Annotated in this window: 15 protein-coding genes; 4 read left to right on the forward strand and 11 right to left on the reverse strand. The window is 66.0% G+C overall.

What is annotated here, in order from left to right; genetic code table 11:
- Positions 1 to 202 precede the first annotated feature (202 nt).
- The 3 genes from ACVW1C_RS05245 (at position 203) to ACVW1C_RS05255 (ending at position 3602) form a co-directional block, all read left to right on the forward strand.
- A complete protein-coding gene (locus ACVW1C_RS05245; protein WP_456757487.1) occupies positions 203 to 1465 on the forward strand; it encodes a Tm-1-like ATP-binding domain-containing protein in 1263 nt (420 codons plus the stop codon).
- Positions 1462 to 2127 (forward strand): HAD family hydrolase, encoded by a 666-nt coding sequence (locus ACVW1C_RS05250; protein ID WP_456757488.1) that lies wholly within the window; start codon positions 1462 to 1464, stop codon positions 2125 to 2127. The genes ACVW1C_RS05245 and ACVW1C_RS05250 overlap by 4 nt, the downstream gene beginning before the upstream one ends.
- Before the next feature lie 119 nt (positions 2128 to 2246).
- A complete protein-coding gene (locus ACVW1C_RS05255; RefSeq protein ID WP_456757489.1) occupies positions 2247 to 3602 on the forward strand; it encodes an aminotransferase class III-fold pyridoxal phosphate-dependent enzyme in 1356 nt (451 codons plus the stop codon).
- A 123-nt stretch (positions 3603 to 3725) separates the two neighbouring features.
- Here ACVW1C_RS05255 and ACVW1C_RS05260 read toward each other — a convergent pair whose 3' ends face one another.
- From ACVW1C_RS05260 to ACVW1C_RS05310, 11 genes are all read right to left on the reverse strand, one after another.
- Positions 3726 to 4001, reverse strand: a complete 276-nt coding sequence (locus tag ACVW1C_RS05260) for a hypothetical protein (protein WP_456757490.1) — start codon at positions 3999 to 4001, stop codon at positions 3726 to 3728.
- A gap of 26 nt (positions 4002 to 4027) precedes the next feature.
- Positions 4028 to 6040 (reverse strand): copper amine oxidase, encoded by a 2013-nt coding sequence (locus tag ACVW1C_RS05265; RefSeq protein WP_456757491.1) that lies wholly within the window; start codon positions 6038 to 6040, stop codon positions 4028 to 4030.
- A 65-nt stretch (positions 6041 to 6105) separates the two neighbouring features.
- Positions 6106 to 7134 carry a branched-chain amino acid ABC transporter permease gene (locus ACVW1C_RS05270; protein WP_456757492.1) on the reverse strand — a complete coding sequence of 343 codons (1029 nt, stop codon included), beginning with the start codon at positions 7132 to 7134 and terminating at the stop codon, positions 6106 to 6108.
- The gene (locus tag ACVW1C_RS05275; protein ID WP_456757493.1) at positions 7131 to 7997 is read right to left on the reverse strand and encodes a branched-chain amino acid ABC transporter permease; all 867 of its coding nucleotides are present in this window, start codon (positions 7995 to 7997) and stop codon (positions 7131 to 7133) included. The genes ACVW1C_RS05270 and ACVW1C_RS05275 overlap by 4 nt, the downstream gene beginning before the upstream one ends.
- A gap of 16 nt (positions 7998 to 8013) precedes the next feature.
- On the reverse strand, positions 8014 to 8709 hold the full coding sequence (locus tag ACVW1C_RS05280; RefSeq protein ID WP_456757494.1) for an ABC transporter ATP-binding protein: 696 nt from the start codon (positions 8707 to 8709) through the stop codon (positions 8014 to 8016).
- A complete protein-coding gene (locus ACVW1C_RS05285; RefSeq protein ID WP_456757495.1) occupies positions 8696 to 9427 on the reverse strand; it encodes an ABC transporter ATP-binding protein in 732 nt (243 codons plus the stop codon). The genes ACVW1C_RS05280 and ACVW1C_RS05285 overlap by 14 nt, the downstream gene beginning before the upstream one ends.
- A 1-nt stretch (position 9428) precedes the next feature.
- Positions 9429 to 10742 carry an ABC transporter substrate-binding protein gene (locus ACVW1C_RS05290; RefSeq protein WP_456757496.1) on the reverse strand — a complete coding sequence of 438 codons (1314 nt, stop codon included), beginning with the start codon at positions 10740 to 10742 and terminating at the stop codon, positions 9429 to 9431.
- Positions 10743 to 10781: 39 nt separating this feature from the next.
- Positions 10782 to 11870 carry a CobW family GTP-binding protein gene (locus ACVW1C_RS05295; RefSeq protein ID WP_456757497.1) on the reverse strand — a complete coding sequence of 363 codons (1089 nt, stop codon included), beginning with the start codon at positions 11868 to 11870 and terminating at the stop codon, positions 10782 to 10784.
- Positions 11870 to 13537 carry an amidohydrolase gene (locus tag ACVW1C_RS05300; RefSeq protein ID WP_456757498.1) on the reverse strand — a complete coding sequence of 556 codons (1668 nt, stop codon included), beginning with the start codon at positions 13535 to 13537 and terminating at the stop codon, positions 11870 to 11872. Before ACVW1C_RS05300 ends, ACVW1C_RS05295 begins: the two co-directional genes overlap by 1 nt.
- Positions 13538 to 13716: 179 nt before the next feature.
- Complete coding sequence (locus tag ACVW1C_RS05305) at positions 13717 to 15294, reverse strand: gamma-glutamyltransferase family protein (RefSeq protein ID WP_456757499.1); 1578 nt, start codon at positions 15292 to 15294, stop codon at positions 13717 to 13719.
- A 254-nt stretch (positions 15295 to 15548) separates the two neighbouring features.
- Positions 15549 to 16223 carry a helix-turn-helix transcriptional regulator gene (locus ACVW1C_RS05310; protein WP_212310831.1) on the reverse strand — a complete coding sequence of 225 codons (675 nt, stop codon included), beginning with the start codon at positions 16221 to 16223 and terminating at the stop codon, positions 15549 to 15551.
- Between the two features lie 223 nt (positions 16224 to 16446).
- Between ACVW1C_RS05310 and ACVW1C_RS05315 the strand changes: the two genes are divergently transcribed.
- Positions 16447 to 17649: a serine hydrolase domain-containing protein gene (locus tag ACVW1C_RS05315; protein ID WP_456757500.1), complete on the forward strand. Its 1203-nt coding sequence runs from the start codon at positions 16447 to 16449 to the stop codon at positions 17647 to 17649.
- The last annotated feature ends 8 nt before the right edge of the window (positions 17650 to 17657 follow it).

Below are 17657 nucleotides of genomic sequence, written 5' to 3' on the forward strand. Positions count from 1 at the left end.
GGTGACAAAAGCGGCTCCCGACCGGGGACCGCTGGCATGGCGCAATCCTCGCCAAATCAAGGCTTTGGCAGCAATCAACCGATAGGTGGATGTCGCCGCGGCCAGCGCCCTCTTAGCGTGATCGCACGATGGCCGAACGCCCTGCCCGCTGGGTGCAAACCAACTCGTTCACATCCCTCACGCCGCCGGCGAGCCGAAGGTCATGCCCGAGATCACGCAGCCCCGCATTCTTCTGATCGGCACTGGAGACACCAAGGCCGACGAACTGCTGTTCATGAGCGCGTCCATCGCCCGCGCCGGCGGCAGCACGATCATGATGGACATCAGCGTGCTCGGCGATCCACCGTACCAGCCCGCGCATGACAAGCACGCGGTGGCATCGGCTGCGCAGACCACGATCGCGGCGATCGCATCCAGCGGCGACGAAAACTCCGCGATGTCCCTGATGGCGATCGGCGCCGCAAATCTGGCGCGCGAGCTCGCGGCACAAGACGCTATCGACGGCGTGATCGCGATCGGTGGCACGATGGGAACCGACCTTGCGCTCGACGTCGCGCAGGCGCTGCCGCTCGGCCTGCCGAAGCTGATCGTCTCGACCGTCGCATTCTCGCATCTGATTCCGCCCGAGCGCGTCGCCGCCGATCTGATGATGATCCTGTGGGCCGGCGGCCTCTATGGCCTCAACGGCACCTGCACCGCCGTGCTGTCGCAAGCCTGCGGCGCGATCGTCGGTGCGGCGAAAAGCGCAATCAAGCCGAGCCGGGACCGGCCGGTCGTTGCGATCACCTCGCTCGGCAAGAGCTGCCTGCGCTACATGGTGGAGCTCAAGCCGCAGCTCGAGCAGCGCGGCTATGAAGTGGTCGTCTTCCACACCACAGGCATGGGTGGCCGTGCGATGGAGTCGATCGCCGCCCAGGGCGGCTTTGCCGCGGTGCTGGACCTCAGCCTGCAGGAGGTCGCCAATCAGCTCACCGGCTCGGTGGTCAATTCAGGCGCCGACCGGCTCGAGAATGCGGGCAGAGCCGGCATTCCGCAGATCGTCGCCCCCGGGGCTGTCGACATGGTCGACTTCCCGGCCTGGCTTGGGGTTCCGAACGAGCTCTCGGATCGGCCGTTCCACGCGCACAACCGGCTGCTCGCGTCGGCGACTTCGGGAGCCGCCGATCGCCGCCGGATCGCCCACGCGATTGCGGAGAAGCTCGCCGGCGCCAGCGCGCCCGTCGCCTTTGTGCTCCCAGCCGGCGGCATCCAGCAATGGGACCGCGAAGGCGAAGCCCTGCACGACCCCGACGCCCTCGCCGCCTTTGTCGACGCGATGCGATCGGCGGTCCAGCCGCCGGTCGAACTGTACGAGATCAAGGACCACATCAACAGCGCAGCGTTCAACGAAACGGTGCTCGGTATCTTCGACCGATGGGTCGCGGCCGGCATTGTCCGCCCCGGCCGCGCGACGGCTGCCGCATGACGCGGCCGCTCGCCCAGGCGCTGGTGCTCGACTTCGGCGGTGTCATCTCGAAGACCCTGTTCGAGACCCATGATCTGACCGAGCGCGCGCTCGGACTCGCGCCGTGCACGCTGAAATGGCTCGGACCATTTGCCCCCGACAGCGATCCGCTCTGGGCTGCGATGCAGCGCGGCGAGATTTCAGAACGCGATTACTGGCTGACTCGCAGCCGCGAGGTCGGGCGCCTGGTCGGCGAAGACTGGCGCGACATGGAAACCTTCGTGAAGCGTGCGCGCGGCGCCGATCCCGACACTGTGATCCGCCCCGAGGCGGTGCGCGCGATCGCCCTCGCCGCCGACGCCGGTTTCCGGCTTGCGATCCTCTCGAACGAGCTCGACCTGTTCTACGGTGCGGAGTTCCGCACCCGCCTCTCCATCCTCAAGCAATTCGACACCATCGTCGACGCGACCCATACCGGGATCCTGAAACCCGATCCGCGCGCCTATCAAAGCGTGCTGGACGAATTGGCGCTGGAAGCAGAAGATTGCGTCTTCGTCGACGACCAGCGTCGCAACATCGCGGGCGCAGCGGCGTGCAACATGCGCACGGTGTTGTTTGACGTGCGCGATCCTGCCGCGTCCTACAGCGAGGCCCTTCGGCACTTCGGGCTGCAATTCGACTAAAGCGTTTTCGAGCGAAGTGGGTACCGGTTCGCGTGAAGAAAACGCGTCAAAACTAGAATCTGGAGCCCCGTTCCGATTCCATCGGAACGGAAAAGGCTCCAGCCGGACAGAGAGCGATCATGCGCGACAGAAACTTCCTGGTTGAGAACAACGCCAAGCCGATCTGGCACCCGATGGCTCATCCCGCCGAGATGCGGGCGCAGCCGCCGCGGATTGTGATGAAGGGCCAAGGCGTCCACGTCACCGACATCGACGGCAACACCGTGATCGATGCGGTCGGCGGCCTGTGGAACGTCAACCTCGGCTACAGCTGCGATCCGATCAAGCAGGCGATCGCGGACCAGCTCGGCGCCCTGCCGTACTATTCGGGCTTCCGCGGCACCTCGAGCGGTCCCTCGATCGAGCTCGCCTACGAGCTCACCGAATGGTTCAAGCCGGAAGGCATGGTTCGCGCCTTCTTCACGTCGGGCGGATCGGACTCGGTCGAGACCGCGCTGCGGCTTGCGCGGCAATACTGGAAGATCAAGGGCCAGGCCGACCGCACCAAGTTCCTGGCGCTGAAAAAGGGCTATCACGGCACCCATTTCGGCGGCGCCTCCGTCAACGGCAACGCCAATTTCCGCCGCAACTATGAGCCGATGCTGCCTGGCGTCTTCCATATGCCGGCGCCGTCGACATATCGCAATCCCTTCAACGAAGCCGATCCCGCCAGGCTCGCGCAGCTTTGCGCGGCGGCGATGGAGGAGGAGATCGCGTTCCAGGGCGCCGATACCATCGCGGCCTTCATCATGGAGCCGGTGCTCGGCGCCGGCGGCGTGATCGTGCCGCCGGACAGCTTCATGAAGCTGACGCGCGAGATCTGCGACCAGCACGGCATCCTGATGATCGCCGACGAGGTCGTCACCGGGTTCGGACGCACCGGCGCGTGGTCGGGTTCGCGTCTGTGGGGCGTCAAGCCCGACATGATGACGATGGCCAAGGCGATCACCTCGGGCTATTTCCCGCTCGGCGCGACGCTGATCGGCGAGCAGGTCGCGGAAACCTTCGAGACTGACACCACCACGTTCGGCTCGATCGGCCATGGCTACACGTATTCAGGCCATCCGGTCGGCTGCGCCGCGGGCCTTGCGGCGCTCGCCGAGACCCGCCGCCTCAAGCTCGACGAGAATGCCGCCGCCGCCCGCGGCAAGGACCTCGCGCAGGCGCTGGCCGTGCTCAAGGCGAAGCATCCGCTGGTCGGCGACGTCAGGGGCAAGGGCCTGATGGCCGCGCTCGAGCTCGTCGCCGATCGCGACAGCAAGAAGCCCGCCGACAAGAAGACGATGGCGAAGGTGGCAGATAGCGCCTACGAGGCCGGCGTGATGCTGCGCGTCTCCGGCAACAACCTCATTCTGTCCCCGCCCCTGATCCTCACCTCATCGGATGTGAAGGCGATCGCCGAAGGGATCGACGCCGGCCTCTCAGCGGCCGGCTAAGACGTTGTAAGGCCTCTTCGTCATTGCGAGGAGCGACAGCGACGAAGCAATCCATACCTCCACACGCTGCGCGATGGATTGCTTCGCTTCGCTCGCAATGACAGGGATAGGACTACACCAAAGTTATCGTGCGCCAACGCAAGCGATAGCACGCTCGAACGGCGCGCCATCCGCCTTGTCGCGGTCGAGGCAATCGGCGAGCGATGCCGCCGACATGCGCTGGTCGGTGCAGAAGATCCGCATGAAGTCGGCCGCGAGCGCGACCTTGTGCGGCGTGGATTGGCGCTCCCAGTCACCGCTGCTCAAATAGAGCAAGGACGCACCGTCAGCGCTGTTTTCGGCCGTCACGCCCCACGCGACCGGCTGCGCCGTCAACAACGCCAGCAGCGCGCCGGCCACCGCTCCCGTGCGATGCACGCGGCCACTCATTTGGTGTCCCTGGCATTCACCATCGGCGGCACGTCGAGCGCGGGATTGCGATCGAAGAAGTTGAACGGGCGGAGCCGGAAGCCGTGCCAAAGGCCCGGCATGACCGGCCAATCCTCGGCGCGCGGCACGTGGCGGAAGCCGACCGTGTACCACAGCACGAGGTCGCGATCCTCGATCGGCCGCTTCGCGGCGGTCCATTTCGGCAAGCCATCGACCTCAGGACTCTCGTTCGGGTACATGCCTGCGGCATATCTCTCGTCCCTGGCGTAGGCCGAGGTCCATAGCGTGTAGGCGCTGAAGCCCGCACGCAACTGGATCGGATCGTCCTTGGCGAGCAGCGAAACGTCGGAATGTCCGGGCACCAGCTGATAGCTGGTGCGATAGCCCTGCTTGTTGGTCTTTCCCGTACTTTCGATCCTGAACTGCGCCGCGCTCAGCGGCGTCGTGATCGGTCCTTCGGTCGCGACCGGCCTGGTGTCGACCTGCCAGAGGCTCTTGCGCTGGCCCTCATCCAGCCGGCGGACGCTGAAGCGGTCCTCGACCAGCCGGTTCGCGGTGCCGTCGACGTCCATATCGATCCGGAACGTCATGTAGTGATCGTGATTGACGGCCAGCAGCCGCTCGTCGACCAGCGTCCCGTAGGCGGTATCCTGCTTCGCCGTCGGATCGCTCAAGGTCCGGCTCGCCACCCCCTTGGTCGCATCGATCCCGTAGGCGCCGAGCCGCACGTCGATATTGCCGGCACGGTCGAACACGTAGTCCACCAGATAGTCGTAATTGCCGACCACCGGCGCCATCCGCACCACCAGCTCATTGTTCGGCCGCACCTCGGCGGTATTGTTGAGCAGTTCGCTGTGGCGCCAGATCGGATCGCCGGTCGGGCGCTCGAAGATGCAGACCGCGCCCTTGGAGACAACCGGATTGCCCTTGGTGTCCGAGATCGTCAGATCGAGGAAATGCGCGCCTTCGGGGCAATCGATGCCGCGCTGCAATTCGCTGGAGAGCACGCCAAAGCCGTATTCGCCGATATCCATATAGGCGCGGAACGACCAGGTCGGCGCCGGATCCATGTAGGGCACGAACATCTCGCTCGCCGAGATCTGATAGGCGATGTCGCGGAGCGTGCCGTGGTCGTCGTAGCGGATCAACGACAGTACCGCGCCGACGCGCGGCTCAAGACGGACATGGAACGACCAGTTGTCCCAGCGGACCTGGCCGCCCTCCACCTTCACGTTGCTGCCCTCGGGCGCAGTGATCTCGATCGGCTTCGGCGGCTTGCGGTATTTTCCGGAGTCGGCATAGGCATGCGAGGGCGTCTGCGCTGGCGGCGGCAGCACGCCGAGATCGGTCACCGACAGCACCGTCCTGCTCTTGAGATCGACCTGGGCGACCAGGTTCTCGATCGGCTTGCCCCAGAGATTGTTGGTGGCGCCGGTGGTGTCGACGCAGGGAACGTTGAGCAGGCGGCGGCCCTTCAGGGCCGGGTCGCTCACCGGACCGACCGTCAGCGGCAGGCACAACACATTGTGGAAGTCGGTGATGCCGCGCTTGGCCATCGCGGCGATCCAGCGCGGGTCCTGCTTCGGCAGATCGCCGGCCGACACCAACTCGTCGATGGTCAGCGCGGCCTCATGATCCCTGATCTCATCCCAGCCGACCAGGCTGCGTGCGGCGAGATCGATATGCGCTTCGTAGAGGTGCCCGCCGCTCAGCAGCGTCGCGCTCGCCCGCCGTGCGAAGGGGTGTCCGGGCTTCCACGCCCGCACCTCGTCCTTGGGGTCCTCGTCGACCGTCATGGAAACGACCCGCGCCGCATCGTCGAGCTTGCCGGCGCCGCGGAGAATCTCGGAGACCGAACGGATTTCGTCCGTTGTCAGCCCGTCCATCGGGTGCGTGGCCGCCGCCTGCGGCCACATCCTGCGCTCGGCCTGCGCCGGCAGCGGCGCCGCCATCGTCATCGCAACCAGGCCGGCCAATGCCGATCCGCATCCCCGGAATATCAGAGCCATCACACCCTCCACGCAAAGCCAGAACCGTCAGAATACAAGCAATGGTGACCGCGTGAAGGCCTGCCTCATCCGGCGACCCGTTCCGATGCGGCTGGCAGGATCGCGGCCGCGGCCGGTCGTGGCGCGGCACGGTGGACATCGAGCAGCCGCACGCCGAGGCGATCGCGCAAGGCCGGCCAGATGCCGCGCGGCGCCACGATCATCACGACCACGGCAATGATGCCGAGGCCGACCAGATACCAGCCGCCGGACAGGCCGAGCGGCCCGGTCATCAATTCGCGCAGGCCGAAGAAGATGATGACGCCGAGGATCGGGCCCTCCAGCGTGCCAATACCGCCGATGATCACGATGAACATCATGTAGACGGACCAGTTGACGTCGAAGGCCGCCAGCGGCGCGATGAACAGATTGCCCATGAAGCTCAACGCACCCGCAAGCCCGCATCCCGCCGCCGACAGCACGAAGGCGATGAAGCGATTGTGCCGGACGTCGACCCCGACGCTCATCGCGGCGAGGTCATTGTCGCGCACGCTCATCAGCCCGAGCCCGAAGCTCGAGGTCATCATCTTGTACAGCGCCGCGATGGTGACGAGCGTCAGGCCGCCCGCGAGCCAGAACATGGTCGGCTCGAACCAGTCGAAATCGATCAGCTTGCTGGTGGCGAGCGGCACGCCGGAGGTGCCGCCAACGGCCTGCGACTTCATCGTGAAGGCGCCGATGATCTCGGCGAACACCCACATCGCGATCGAGAAATAGGCGTCGCGCAAGCGAAACAGCGGGAACGCGATCATCGCCGCGACGGCCGCGGCCACCAGCGGCGCCACCGGCAGCACCCAGATCGGGGTCACCTCGAGCCAGCCCGAGGTCAGGAACAGCGCATAGGCGCCGAAGGCGATGAAGACCTGATGGCCGAGCGACACCAGCCCGGCGTAACCCGCCAGCAGGTTCCACATCTGCGCCATCGTCAGCAGCAGCAGGCATTCGGTCGCGAGCCGCAGGATACCCTCGTTCAGCACGAAGGGTGCGCCGCCGATGATCGCGACCAGCACGATGGCGCAGGCCAGGAGAATTGTCCGTGTCGGCATCTGCGTCATACCCTGCTCGACACGAGACCCGACGGGCGGATCAACAGCATGATGAAGAACAAGAGATGCGCGTAGAGCAGCCCCGCATTCGGATCGATCTTCAGCCCGATCAATTGCGCCATGCCGAGCGCGATGCCGCCGAGCAATGCGCCCCAGAACGAGCCGAGCCCGCCGAGCACCACGACCTCGAAGGCGATCAGCAGCCGCTCGGCGCCCGAGAACGGCGTGAAGCTCGACCGCACCGCGAGCAGCACGCCGCCGATCGCGCCAAGCGCGAGCGACAGGCCCATGACATAGTTGTAGACCCTGTCCGGCTTGACGCCGGACAGCCGGACGATGTCGCGGCGGTCGGCGGTGGCGCGCACGATCCGCCCGAACTCGGTATGGCGCAGCACGAGCTGCAGCGCCATGAACAGCAGTGCGGCCAGCACCAGCGTGAGCAGCGGCATGATGCCGATGTTGAGGCCGGCGATCTCGAGGCTGGCGCGCGACAGCTCGCCGACCTGCAGGCTGCGCACGTCGGCGCCGAATATTTCTACCATGACGTTGCGCAGGATCACCGAGACGCCGAAGGTCAGCAGCAGCGGCGACAGCGGATCGGGCGACGTCACGACCCGGTTGACGATGGCCGCCTGATAGAGCCAGCCGACCGCAAAGGACAGCGCGATCACCGGGACCAGCATCAGCAGCGGCGAGACCTGCGGAAACAAATTGGCAAGCAGCACGGCGCAGAACGCGCTCAGCACCATGAACTCGCCGTGCGCGATGTTGACGACGCGCATCACGCCGAACACCAGGGCGAGCCCGATGCCGAGCAGGCCGTAGAGCCCGCCCAGCAGGGCTCCGTTGATCAATGTCTCAACCCAGATCATATCGTGCCAATCCTGGCTAGTTACCGAAATAGGCGTGCGTCAGCTGCTCCGGCTGCAACCCTTGCGCCGGGCCGGTCAGCGACACTCGTCCCTTCAACAGGCAGTAGATCCGCTCCGTCGCGAGCGCGCGCTTGACGTCCTGCTCGACTAGAACCACAGCGGTGCCCTCGCGGCGAATGTCGGCAAAGGAGCGATAGATCTGCTCGACCACGACGGGCGCGAGCCCGAGCGATATCTCGTCGCACAGCAACAGCCGCGGGTTCGACATCAGCGCGCGGCCGATCGCCGCCATCTGCTGCTGGCCGCCGGAGAGCTGGCCCGGAAACATCCGCCGCCGCTCTTCCAGGATCGGGAACAGGTCGAACACCCGCCGCAGCGTCCAGCTGCCCTTGCGACGGTTAACGCTGCCCATCAGCAGGTTCTCCTCGATGGTCAGCGAATCGAACAGCAGCCGACCTTCGGGCACCATGATGAGACCGAGCTGCGACACCTCTTCCGCCGGCATCTGCGAGATGTCGATGCCGTCGAAATGCACCGCCCCGCGCCGCTCCTCGTTCAGCCCGACCAGCGCCTTCAGGAACGTGGACTTGCCGGCGCCGTTGGCGCCGACCAGCGCCACCGCCTCGCCGTCGGCGACCGTGAAATTCATGTCGAACACGGCCTGGAGATCGCCATAGAAGATCTGCAGGCCGTTCACATCAAGCAACGCCATCGGCCTTCAATCCCATGTAGATCTCGCGCACCACGGCGCTGTCCATCACCTCGGCCGGCGGCCCCTCCAGCACCTTGCGGCCGAAATCGAGCACCAGAATGCGATCCGACACCGCGCGCAAGGCGTGCGGAATGTGCTCGATCCAGATCATGGCGTGATCTGCCTTCACCGACTTGATGATGGCAACGAGGCGCTCGACCTCCGGCTCGGTCAGCCCGGCGGCGATCTCGTCGAGCAGGATCAACTTGGGTTTCGAGGCCAGCGCCTTGGCGAATTCCAGCCGCTTACGGTCGATCAGCGGCAAGGCGCCCGCGAGCTTGTCCGCCTTGGCGTCGAGCTCGGTGCGCTGCAGCACCTCCATCGTCCAGTTCGACGCCGCCTCGCCATACAGGCCCGCGCCGTAGGACGCCGCGACCAGCGCGTTCTCGTAAACCGACAGATGCGGGAACGGCTGCGGGATCTGGAACGCGCGCCCGAGCCCAAGCCGCGCCCGGCGATGCGGCGGCAGGCCTGAGATCTCCCTGTCGTCGAGCATGATCGAACCGCCGTCGGCCGTGAGCAGGCCGACGATCAGGTTGAGCAGCGAGCTCTTGCCGGCGCCGTTCGGGCCGATCACGCCGAGGCACTCGCCGCGAGCCAGCTCGAAGCCGACATTGTCGGCGACAACGATCTCGCCGAAACGCTTCGAGAGCCCGCTGACGCGCAGAAGAGGTGACATCTCAGGCGAGCTTCGAAAGCAATGCGAGATCGGCCTGCTTCGGGATGAACGGCGCCGTCCCGTTGTGCACGATCAAGAGCTCGTATTTCGCCTTGCCGCCCTTGGTCTTGCGCCATTGCCCGCCCGACAGCGAGGTCACCGCGACGTTCTTGATCGGCGTTCCCTTGAACTTCACCGGTCCGACCACCGTCTCCATGTCGAGGCCCGCGATGGCATCGCGCAGCGAATTCCTGTCCTTCGGATCGCTGTTCTGCAAAGCAGCGAGCGCAACCTCCCACAAGGCATGAGCGTAGCCGATCGGCTGGGTCCATTGCTTGCCCGTCGTCTTCTCCCATTCCGCGGCGAGTTCGGCGGCGGTCTGGCCGGTCAGCGACGACTTGAACGGATAGGCCGGTGTCCACCACACTTCGGTGGACATGCCGTCACCACGATCGCCGAGCGCATTCACCGCACTTGGAAACAGGAACGCCGCCGCCACCGTGCAGATCTGCGGCTTGAAGCCGGCCTGGGCCGCCTGATTCCACAGCGTCACCCAGTGATTGCCGTAAGTGAAGCCGGAGATGATGTCGACGCCGTTGCCCTTGAACGACGACACCTGGTTGGTGAAGTCGTCGGTCGCAATCTGGAATTTTCCGGCGGAGAATTCCTGATAGCCCGCCTGCGTAATGCCGCCGGGCAAGCCGACCTTCGGGTCGGAGAACGCCTGACCGGCGGGATTGTCGATATAGAGCGTGCCGACCTTCTTGTTGGTCTCGACCGACTGCCACATGCCGAGGAAGTTCTTCACGACATCATCGGCGCCCCAGAAGAAGTGATAGCTGTAGGGGAAGCCCTTGTCGGGCGTCGACTTGCGCGGAAACATCCAGCCCTGCCACGGCACCATGGTCGAAATCGACGGAATGCCACGGGCGTCGGCGAGCTCCTGCACCGGAGCCTGCGCGTCGCCATCCTCGATCAGGATCAAGTCGCATTTCTCGCGCAGCACCAGTTCGCTCGCGACCACCGACGAGCGGTTCGGGTCGGACTGATTGTCCTTGAAGACAAACTCGACCTGCCAGGTCTTGCCGCCGATCTTGAGGCCATCCTTGAGGCGGGCCTTGATGCGTTCATGAATCCAGGTGTCGGGTTCGGCAAACGGCGCCCGGACGCCGGAGAGGCAACCGACCCAACCGATCTTGATGGTGTTGCCGGCGGCCCGCGCGACGTTGACCAATGGCACATTCATCGCCGATGCGAGGCCGGTCGCACCGGCCGCCTTCAGCAGCGTGCGCCGGTTGAGCCGGCCGGACGATATCGTCTTTGAATTCTCAGTCATGTCCCTCTCCCCTCAACAATTGCCTGATGTAACTGCCGCCTAAGCCGCAGATCGTTGGATCGCTCCACGGCTCACCGCGGCAAATTTGCACAAGGTGTTCTCGATGATCCGGCGCGGGATGCCGCGCACGATGAAGACCAGCCGCGAGCGCCGGTCCGCCGACGGCCAGCTGGCAAGCGTGATCGGCGGATGGAACACATGCTGCACGCCATGCACCACGACCGGCGCATCGGGCTGTTCGGCGACATGCACGATCGCCTTGAAGCGCAGCAAGTCCTCGCCCTTGAGCGCCGCGACATAGTCGAGCCAGCGCGCGAACGCGTCAGGCTGGATCGGCTCGTCGATGATCAGGCTGTAGGAGGATACGCCGGCATCGTGCGCGTGGTGGCTGTGATGACCGCAATCTGCGCCATCGCAATCGTGATCGGCGTGATGATGCGGCGCATTCGCCGCCTGCGACGCCAGATCGAACCAGCGCACCACATCGGCCGAGCGGGCCGACGGATCGAACAGCCCGGCATCGAGAACCTTTGCCGGATCGACCATCCCGTTCCGCACATGCGAGCGCGTCGCGACCGGGTTGATCGCGGCGAGCCGCGCGGCGAGCTGCGCGAGTGCATCTTCGCTAGCCAGGTCGGTCTTGGTCACCAGCAGCCGGTCGGCGACCGCGATCTGCCTGACGGCTTCAACGTGCGCCTCGAGGGTGCGCGCGCCGTTGACGGCATCGACGGTCGCAACCACGCCGTCGATCCGGTAGCGGCCAACGACATCGGGCGCCGTCATCAGCGTGTGCAGCACCGGCACCGGATCGGCGAGCCCGGTGGTCTCGACCAGCACACGGTGGAACGGCGGGATCGCCCCAGTGGCGCGGCGGGCGGCGAGATCGGCCAGCGTCTCGATCAGATCCTCGCGCACCGAGCAGCAGATACAGCCATTGTCGAGCAGCGCGAGACGATCCTCGCTGCTCTCGACCAGGAGGTGATCCAGCGCCACCTCGCCGAACTCGTTGATGATGGCGACGACGCCACCAAGCTCCGGCTGGCGCAGCAGATGGTTCAGCACCGTGGTCTTGCCGCTGCCGAGGAAGCCGGTCAGCACCGTGACCGAGATCTGATTCACCCTGCCCATCACGCGCCCCGCTCGTAGACCTTGCGGCCTTCGAAGAAGGTCATCTCGACCCGCGTGTCGGCAAGCTGGTCCGGCGGGATGTCGAAGATCATCTGGTCGAGCACGATGATGTCGGCCGACTTGCCCACCTCGATCGAGCCGATCGATTGGCCGAGGCCGGCCGCCCGCGCGGCATCGATGGTGTAGATGTCGATCACGGTGGCGAGATCGAGCGTCTGCTCGGCCCACAACGACTTGCCGGGAAAATCCCCGGTGGGATTTTGCCGGGTCACCATGCCCTCGATGCCCTGCCAGGGATCGGGAATCGGGATCACCGGCCAGTCCGAGCCGCCGGCCATCAGTGCGCCGGCTTCCTTCAGGTCCTTGTTCGGCCAGAAGCGCTGCGCCCGCTCCTCGCCCATCGCGGCCTTGTGCGCCTCGAGGAAGATGGTCGGATACCAGATGATCGGCGACAGATCGGCCGCGACGCCGAGCTCGGCGAAGCGCTTGATGTCGTCGGGTGCGATGTAGCTCGCATGCGCGATCTGGTGAATCAGGTGGGTCGGGCCGTTGAAGCTGCGCACCACATCGATCGCGTCGAGCGCCTGCGTCACCGCGGCGTCTCCCGCGCAATGAATCTTCGCCGCAAGGCCGAGCTTCTCGCAACGCCCGAGCCAGCGGATCAGGTCCGGTACCGTCAGCATGGTCGATCCGCGGAAGCAGCAGCCGCGCACCGGATCGGCCACATAAGGCTCGTGGAACGCTGCGGTCTTGGCGCCGGGCACGCCGTCGAGGAACACCTTCACATAGTCCGGCTTCACATGCGCGCCGCGATACTGCTCGCGCAGCGCAAACAGCTCCTCGCCGGCCTTGCCGAACATGAAGCCCGGCTCAACCACCGGCATCGCGCAGACCGCCCAGGCGGTCAGCTCGCCGCGATCGTCGAGTCCCTTCAGCGCCGCCATGATCGGCTGCATGCTGGCGGCGTCGATGAAGGCGGTGACGCCATAGGCGTTCAGCACCGAAATCGAACGCGCCACCGCCGCGCGGTCCATCTCCGCCGTGTAGTGACCGGAGGCCGCGAGCGCCCGCTCGACCAGGCCGGAGGCGGCCTCGATCATGATGCCGGTCAGCGTCCCGGTCTTGAGGTCGCGGCCGATCTCGCCGTCGGTTGGATCGGGCGTCTCGGCCTGCACGCCGGCCAGCCGCAGCGCCGCCGAGCTCGCCCAGCGATTGTGATAGGTGTCGTCGCGCAACACGACGGGATGTCCGAGGCACGCCGCATCCAGCAGCGCGCAGGACTCCGCGGTGTTCATCTCGTTCAGGAGATTGTTGCCGAACTGCCCGCCGACGATCCAGGCGCCGGGCGCAGCCACCGAGGCGGCCTTGTGCAAGGTCTCGGCGATCCTCGGCACGCTGTCGGCGTTGGAGAAGCGCAGCTCGTAGAGGTCGGCCTGCCCGCCCATCATGATGTGATTGTGGATGTCGACGATGCCCGGCATCGCCATTCGTCCACCGAGATCGACGGTCTTGGTCCCCTCGCCGATGAGCGACGCGACGTCGCGTTCCTCGCCCACGGCGATGAAGCGGCCGGCCTTCACGGCTGCGCACGCCGCCCAAGGCTGCGCCCGGTTCGAGGTGTAGATCCGGCCGTTGCGGAAGACCGTGTCGGCGAATGTCCTATTCATACGGATCAACTTCTCGATTGGGAAAGTCGGAACGATCAGCCTTAGCCGTGCAGTGCACAGCGGCGAAACCGTGCACGGCGCCGGCATGATCGGCCAAACGTTCGACATGTCGGCATTTGGAACAATCCACCGTCCGGTGGATGCTCCGCCTGCCCCCGCAGTGCGGGCAGGCGGCCCCCTCAAAAGCCCAACGCCAGCCCGTCCTTGCGGTGGTCGGAGGCGCCGAGCAGAACGCCGCGGGCATGGTCGATGCGGATTGCCTGGCAGCCGCCGATCGGCTCCTCGGAGAAGCGGGCATCGTGGCCGCGGGCGCGCAGCTCGTCGCGGATCGTCGGTGATATCGTCGTCTCCAGCGACAGCGCGCCGTCGAAGGCAAAGGAGCGCGGTGCCTCGGCTGCCGCCTGGATATCCATCTTCATGTCGAAGATGTTCGACAGCAGATTGGCATGGCCGGCGGCCTGGTAGTGCCCGCCCATCACGCCGAACGACATCACGGTCTTGCCGTCCTTGCGCAGCAAGCCCGGGATGATGGTGTGCATCGGGCGCTTGCGCGGCCCGAGCGAATTGAGGTGTCCGGGCCTCGCGCGAAAGCTCCAGCCGCGGTTATGCAGCAGGATGCCCGATCTCGGCGCGTAGATGCCGCTGCCGAACGGATAGAACAGCGAGTTGATCAGCGAGACCGCGTTGAGGTCGCGGTCGACCACCGTGACATAGACGGTGTCGCGGTGCTCGATATCGTCCCAGGCCGCGGGCGCGGAGGCGCGGCGCATGTCGATCTTGCGGCGGATCCTCCCGATATAATCGTCGGCAAGGAATGCGGCCGGATCGACCTTGCCGGCGGCGGGATCGCAGAAGAAGGCGTCGCGCGCGCGGTAGGCGGCCTTGGTCGCTTCGGCGAGCAGATGGATGCGATCGGCCTGCGCCATCGCGCCGACATCGAAGCCGGCGAGCGTGCGCAGGATCATCAGCGCCGCGAGGCCCTGCCCGTTCGGCGGACACTCGAGCACGTCGTGGTCACGGTAGCTTGCCGAGATCGGGCGCACGTAGTCCGAGGTCTGCCCGGCGAAATCCCCAGTGCTGTGGGCACCGCCCAATCCGCGCAAGATGCCGGCCATCTCGTCGGCGGCCTCGCCCGCGTAGAACGCCTCGCGCCCATGCTGCGCGATCCGCCGCAAGGTCCGGCCAAGCGCAGGTTGCGTTCGGATGTCGCCGACCTCAGGCGCCTTGCCCCCGGGAAGGAACTGCGCGGCGGCATTGGCGTCGATCTCGATCCGCGCCCGGAAGCGGCGCCAGTCTTCCGCGACGCGCGGCGTCACGCAAAAGCCCTGCTCGGCCGCCGCGATCGCCGGTCGGAAGATTTCCTCCAGCGACCTGCTGCCGTGATCGGCGACCAGCCTGCACCACGCGTCGACGGCGCCCGGCACCGTCACGGCCTCAGGCGCGGTCGGCGGAATGTCGCGCGCGCCGCCGCCGGCATATTTTTCAGTATCGGTGCCGGCGGGCGTACGGCCCGAGCCGTTCAGCGCGATCGGCTCCCCGGCCTTGGGTGAATACAGCGCAAAGCAGTCGCCGCCGATCCCGGTCATCTGCGGCTCGACGACGCCCTGAACCGCCACCGCCGCCACCGCGGCATCGACGGCATTGCCGCCGGCCTTCAACATCTCGACCGCGGCAAGCGTCGCCTGCGGGTGCGAGGTTGCGGCCATGCCACGCTCCGCAACCGCCACCGAGCGGCCGATGGCCATGAAATCACGCATGTCGCTTCCTTCAATGCTGCGAGCGGCAGCCGCTCGCCAACATTGTCGAAAACGACACCGGTCCTCGGCGGACTCTCGATCGGCAGCCCGACAGGCAGCAATCCACCTAACGGTGGATCGGGTGGACGCGAGAGTGAAGCGAATAACGAAGCTCGGACAAAACTTGTTGCGAGAGCGCGGATGCTTGACCCACAGGCCGCGCAACAAACGTCGTCCCGGCGAAGGCCGGGACGACGGGAGGAAAGAGCCGCACCTCAATGCGGCCGGGACATCAGCGCGACGACGGCGGAGCGGGTCTCGACGCCGAGTTTCTCGAAGATATGGATCAGATGCGTCTTCACCGTTGCGAGACCGATGCTCAGGCACTCGCCGATCTCGCGGTTGGTGCGGCCGCAGCACAACAGCTCGACCACTTCCATCTCGCGCGAGGTCAGTCCGTAGCGCGCCGGCTCGTCGGGATTCGGGGACAGGCGGCTGGTCAGGTTGAACTCGAGGTAATCGTGGATCTTCTCGGCAATGTGCATGCTGCCGTCGGGAATCGTGCAGCCCGGTGCCCAGAGCACGCTCATTCCGGCCACGATCCGGTCGTTGCGGCGGAAGAAGAACTCGATCATGTCGGCGACGCCGCATTGGCCGGCAAACGCACGATAGGTCGCCGCCTCCTGCGACGCGCATTGGTCGAGCGCGATGCTCAGCCGGGCGATCGGCCGGTTGCTCGCGGAGCGCGGATGCAACGGATCGAGCCGGTTCATGCCAGCGAGATACTGGTCGTGGAAGCTCGGCGGAACGTTGCTGCTGAGCACGAAGCGGTTGAGGGTCAGGTTGCCGTCGACCTCGTAGAACGCGGTCGCCGAGCCTTCGAGAATCCCGCGCGCGAACTGGATGGCCTGTGTGGTTGCCGGATCCGGTCGGCCCAGAAGCGCGATCATGACCTACCTCCCGATCGATGTTTCCCGATGGCGAACGTCTGCGCGTCGCATCGCCGGCACGCTGAGACAGACGCCGGGCATAGTCAAGCAAATTGCGGGCCAAGCGCACATCCCGGAAACGGTTACGCCGGAGTAACCCGGCCATGACCTCCACCATCCGGTTGATTGCGAGCGGCGCGAGCTATACGGAACTTTCGTCCTCGGTATCACTATTGGATCAACAATGAATTCGCGTCGCATCATGGCCGCCTTCCCGTCGGCGGCCGACGAACAAGTCACGCTCGCCAACTGGCGCCAGCATCCCTTCAGCGAGTGGGCATTCCGCAATGTCCGCGAGCTGCTGCCCACCGCCAACATCGCCCGCGCCTCGACGCCGGCCCCGCTGTCCTTTGCGCCGCGCTATCTCGACGACGTCAGCTTCGCTAACCCGCGCGGCGAGACGGTCGGCGTCGGCCAGGCCCTGCGCGCAAGCCACACCGACGGCATCGTCGTGTCGCACCGCGGACAGGTCGCATTCGAATGGTATGCCCACGGCCTGGCTCCGGACACCCCGCATCTGATTTTTTCGGTCAGCAAGTCGGTCGCCGGAACGCTCGGCGGCATCCTGGCCGATCACGGCAAGCTCGATCCCGACACGCCGGTGACGCGCTACATCCCGGAGATGGAGGGATCGGTCTATGGCGGCAGCTGTACGGTGCGCCACCTGCTCGACATGAGCGTCGGCATCCGCTTCGACGAGGACTACATGGCGCGCGACGGCGACGTCATGAACTACCGGCGCTCCACCGGCTGGGAGCCGCCGGACCCGACCGTGCCGCCGACCAACCTACGCGACTATCTGCGCACCCTGCGGCCGAACGGTACACCGCATGGGCAAACCTTCCACTACGTCTCGACCAACACCGACGTGCTCGGCTGGGTCTATGAGCGCGCCTGCGGCATGTCCTACGCGAAGATCCTCGCGCAGTATCTGTGGCAGCCGATGGGCGCCGAGCACGACGCCTACATCGCCGTCGACTCGCGCGGCGCGGCCCGCGTCGCCGGCGGCATCTGCGCGACACTGCGCGATCTCGCCCGCTTCGGCGAGATGATGCGCAACCACGGCATCAGCAACGGACGGCAGGTGGTCCCGGGCTGGTGGGTCGACGACATCAGGCAAAACGGCAATGCCGAGGCCTGGTCGCGCGGCGACCTGACCAAGGTGTTTCCGAACGGCAACTACCGCAACAAGTGGTACACGATCGATCGCAACGAAACCCCGTTCGCCGCGGTCGGCATCCATGGCCAGTGGATCTACATCGATCCAGCCAACGAGACCGTGATCGCCCGCGTCTCCTCGCAGCCGCTGCCGATGGACCTCGATCTCGATCACATGTGGATGCGCGGCTATCGCGCGATCGCGGCCCGGCTTGCCGGCAAGGCCTGACGGGGCGC

This window comes from Bradyrhizobium sp. USDA 4011, assembly GCF_054063415.1.

Bases quoted from the DNA above. Each gene is read 5' to 3' on its own strand.
- ACVW1C_RS05245 (WP_456757487.1), top strand. From the start codon at position 203: ATGCCCGAGATCACGCAGCCCCGCATTCTTCTGATCGGCACTGGAGAC.
- ACVW1C_RS05250 (WP_456757488.1), top strand. From the start codon at position 1,462: ATGACGCGGCCGCTCGCCCAGGCGCTGGTGCTCGACTTCGGCGGTGTC.
- ACVW1C_RS05255 (WP_456757489.1), top strand. From the start codon at position 2,247: ATGCGCGACAGAAACTTCCTGGTTGAGAACAACGCCAAGCCGATCTGG.
- ACVW1C_RS05265 (WP_456757491.1), bottom strand. From the start codon at position 6,040: ATGGCTCTGATATTCCGGGGATGCGGATCGGCATTGGCCGGCCTGGTT.
- ACVW1C_RS05270 (WP_456757492.1), bottom strand. From the start codon at position 7,134: ATGACGCAGATGCCGACACGGACAATTCTCCTGGCCTGCGCCATCGTG.
- ACVW1C_RS05275 (WP_456757493.1), bottom strand. From the start codon at position 7,997: ATGATCTGGGTTGAGACATTGATCAACGGAGCCCTGCTGGGCGGGCTC.
- ACVW1C_RS05280 (WP_456757494.1), bottom strand. From the start codon at position 8,709: ATGGCGTTGCTTGATGTGAACGGCCTGCAGATCTTCTATGGCGATCTC.
- ACVW1C_RS05285 (WP_456757495.1), bottom strand. From the start codon at position 9,427: ATGTCACCTCTTCTGCGCGTCAGCGGGCTCTCGAAGCGTTTCGGCGAG.
- ACVW1C_RS05290 (WP_456757496.1), bottom strand. From the start codon at position 10,742: ATGACTGAGAATTCAAAGACGATATCGTCCGGCCGGCTCAACCGGCGC.
- ACVW1C_RS05295 (WP_456757497.1), bottom strand. From the start codon at position 11,870: ATGGGCAGGGTGAATCAGATCTCGGTCACGGTGCTGACCGGCTTCCTC.
- ACVW1C_RS05300 (WP_456757498.1), bottom strand. From the start codon at position 13,537: ATGAATAGGACATTCGCCGACACGGTCTTCCGCAACGGCCGGATCTAC.
- ACVW1C_RS05305 (WP_456757499.1), bottom strand. From the start codon at position 15,294: ATGCGTGATTTCATGGCCATCGGCCGCTCGGTGGCGGTTGCGGAGCGT.
- ACVW1C_RS05310 (WP_212310831.1), bottom strand. From the start codon at position 16,223: ATGATCGCGCTTCTGGGCCGACCGGATCCGGCAACCACACAGGCCATC.
- ACVW1C_RS05315 (WP_456757500.1), top strand. From the start codon at position 16,447: ATGAATTCGCGTCGCATCATGGCCGCCTTCCCGTCGGCGGCCGACGAA.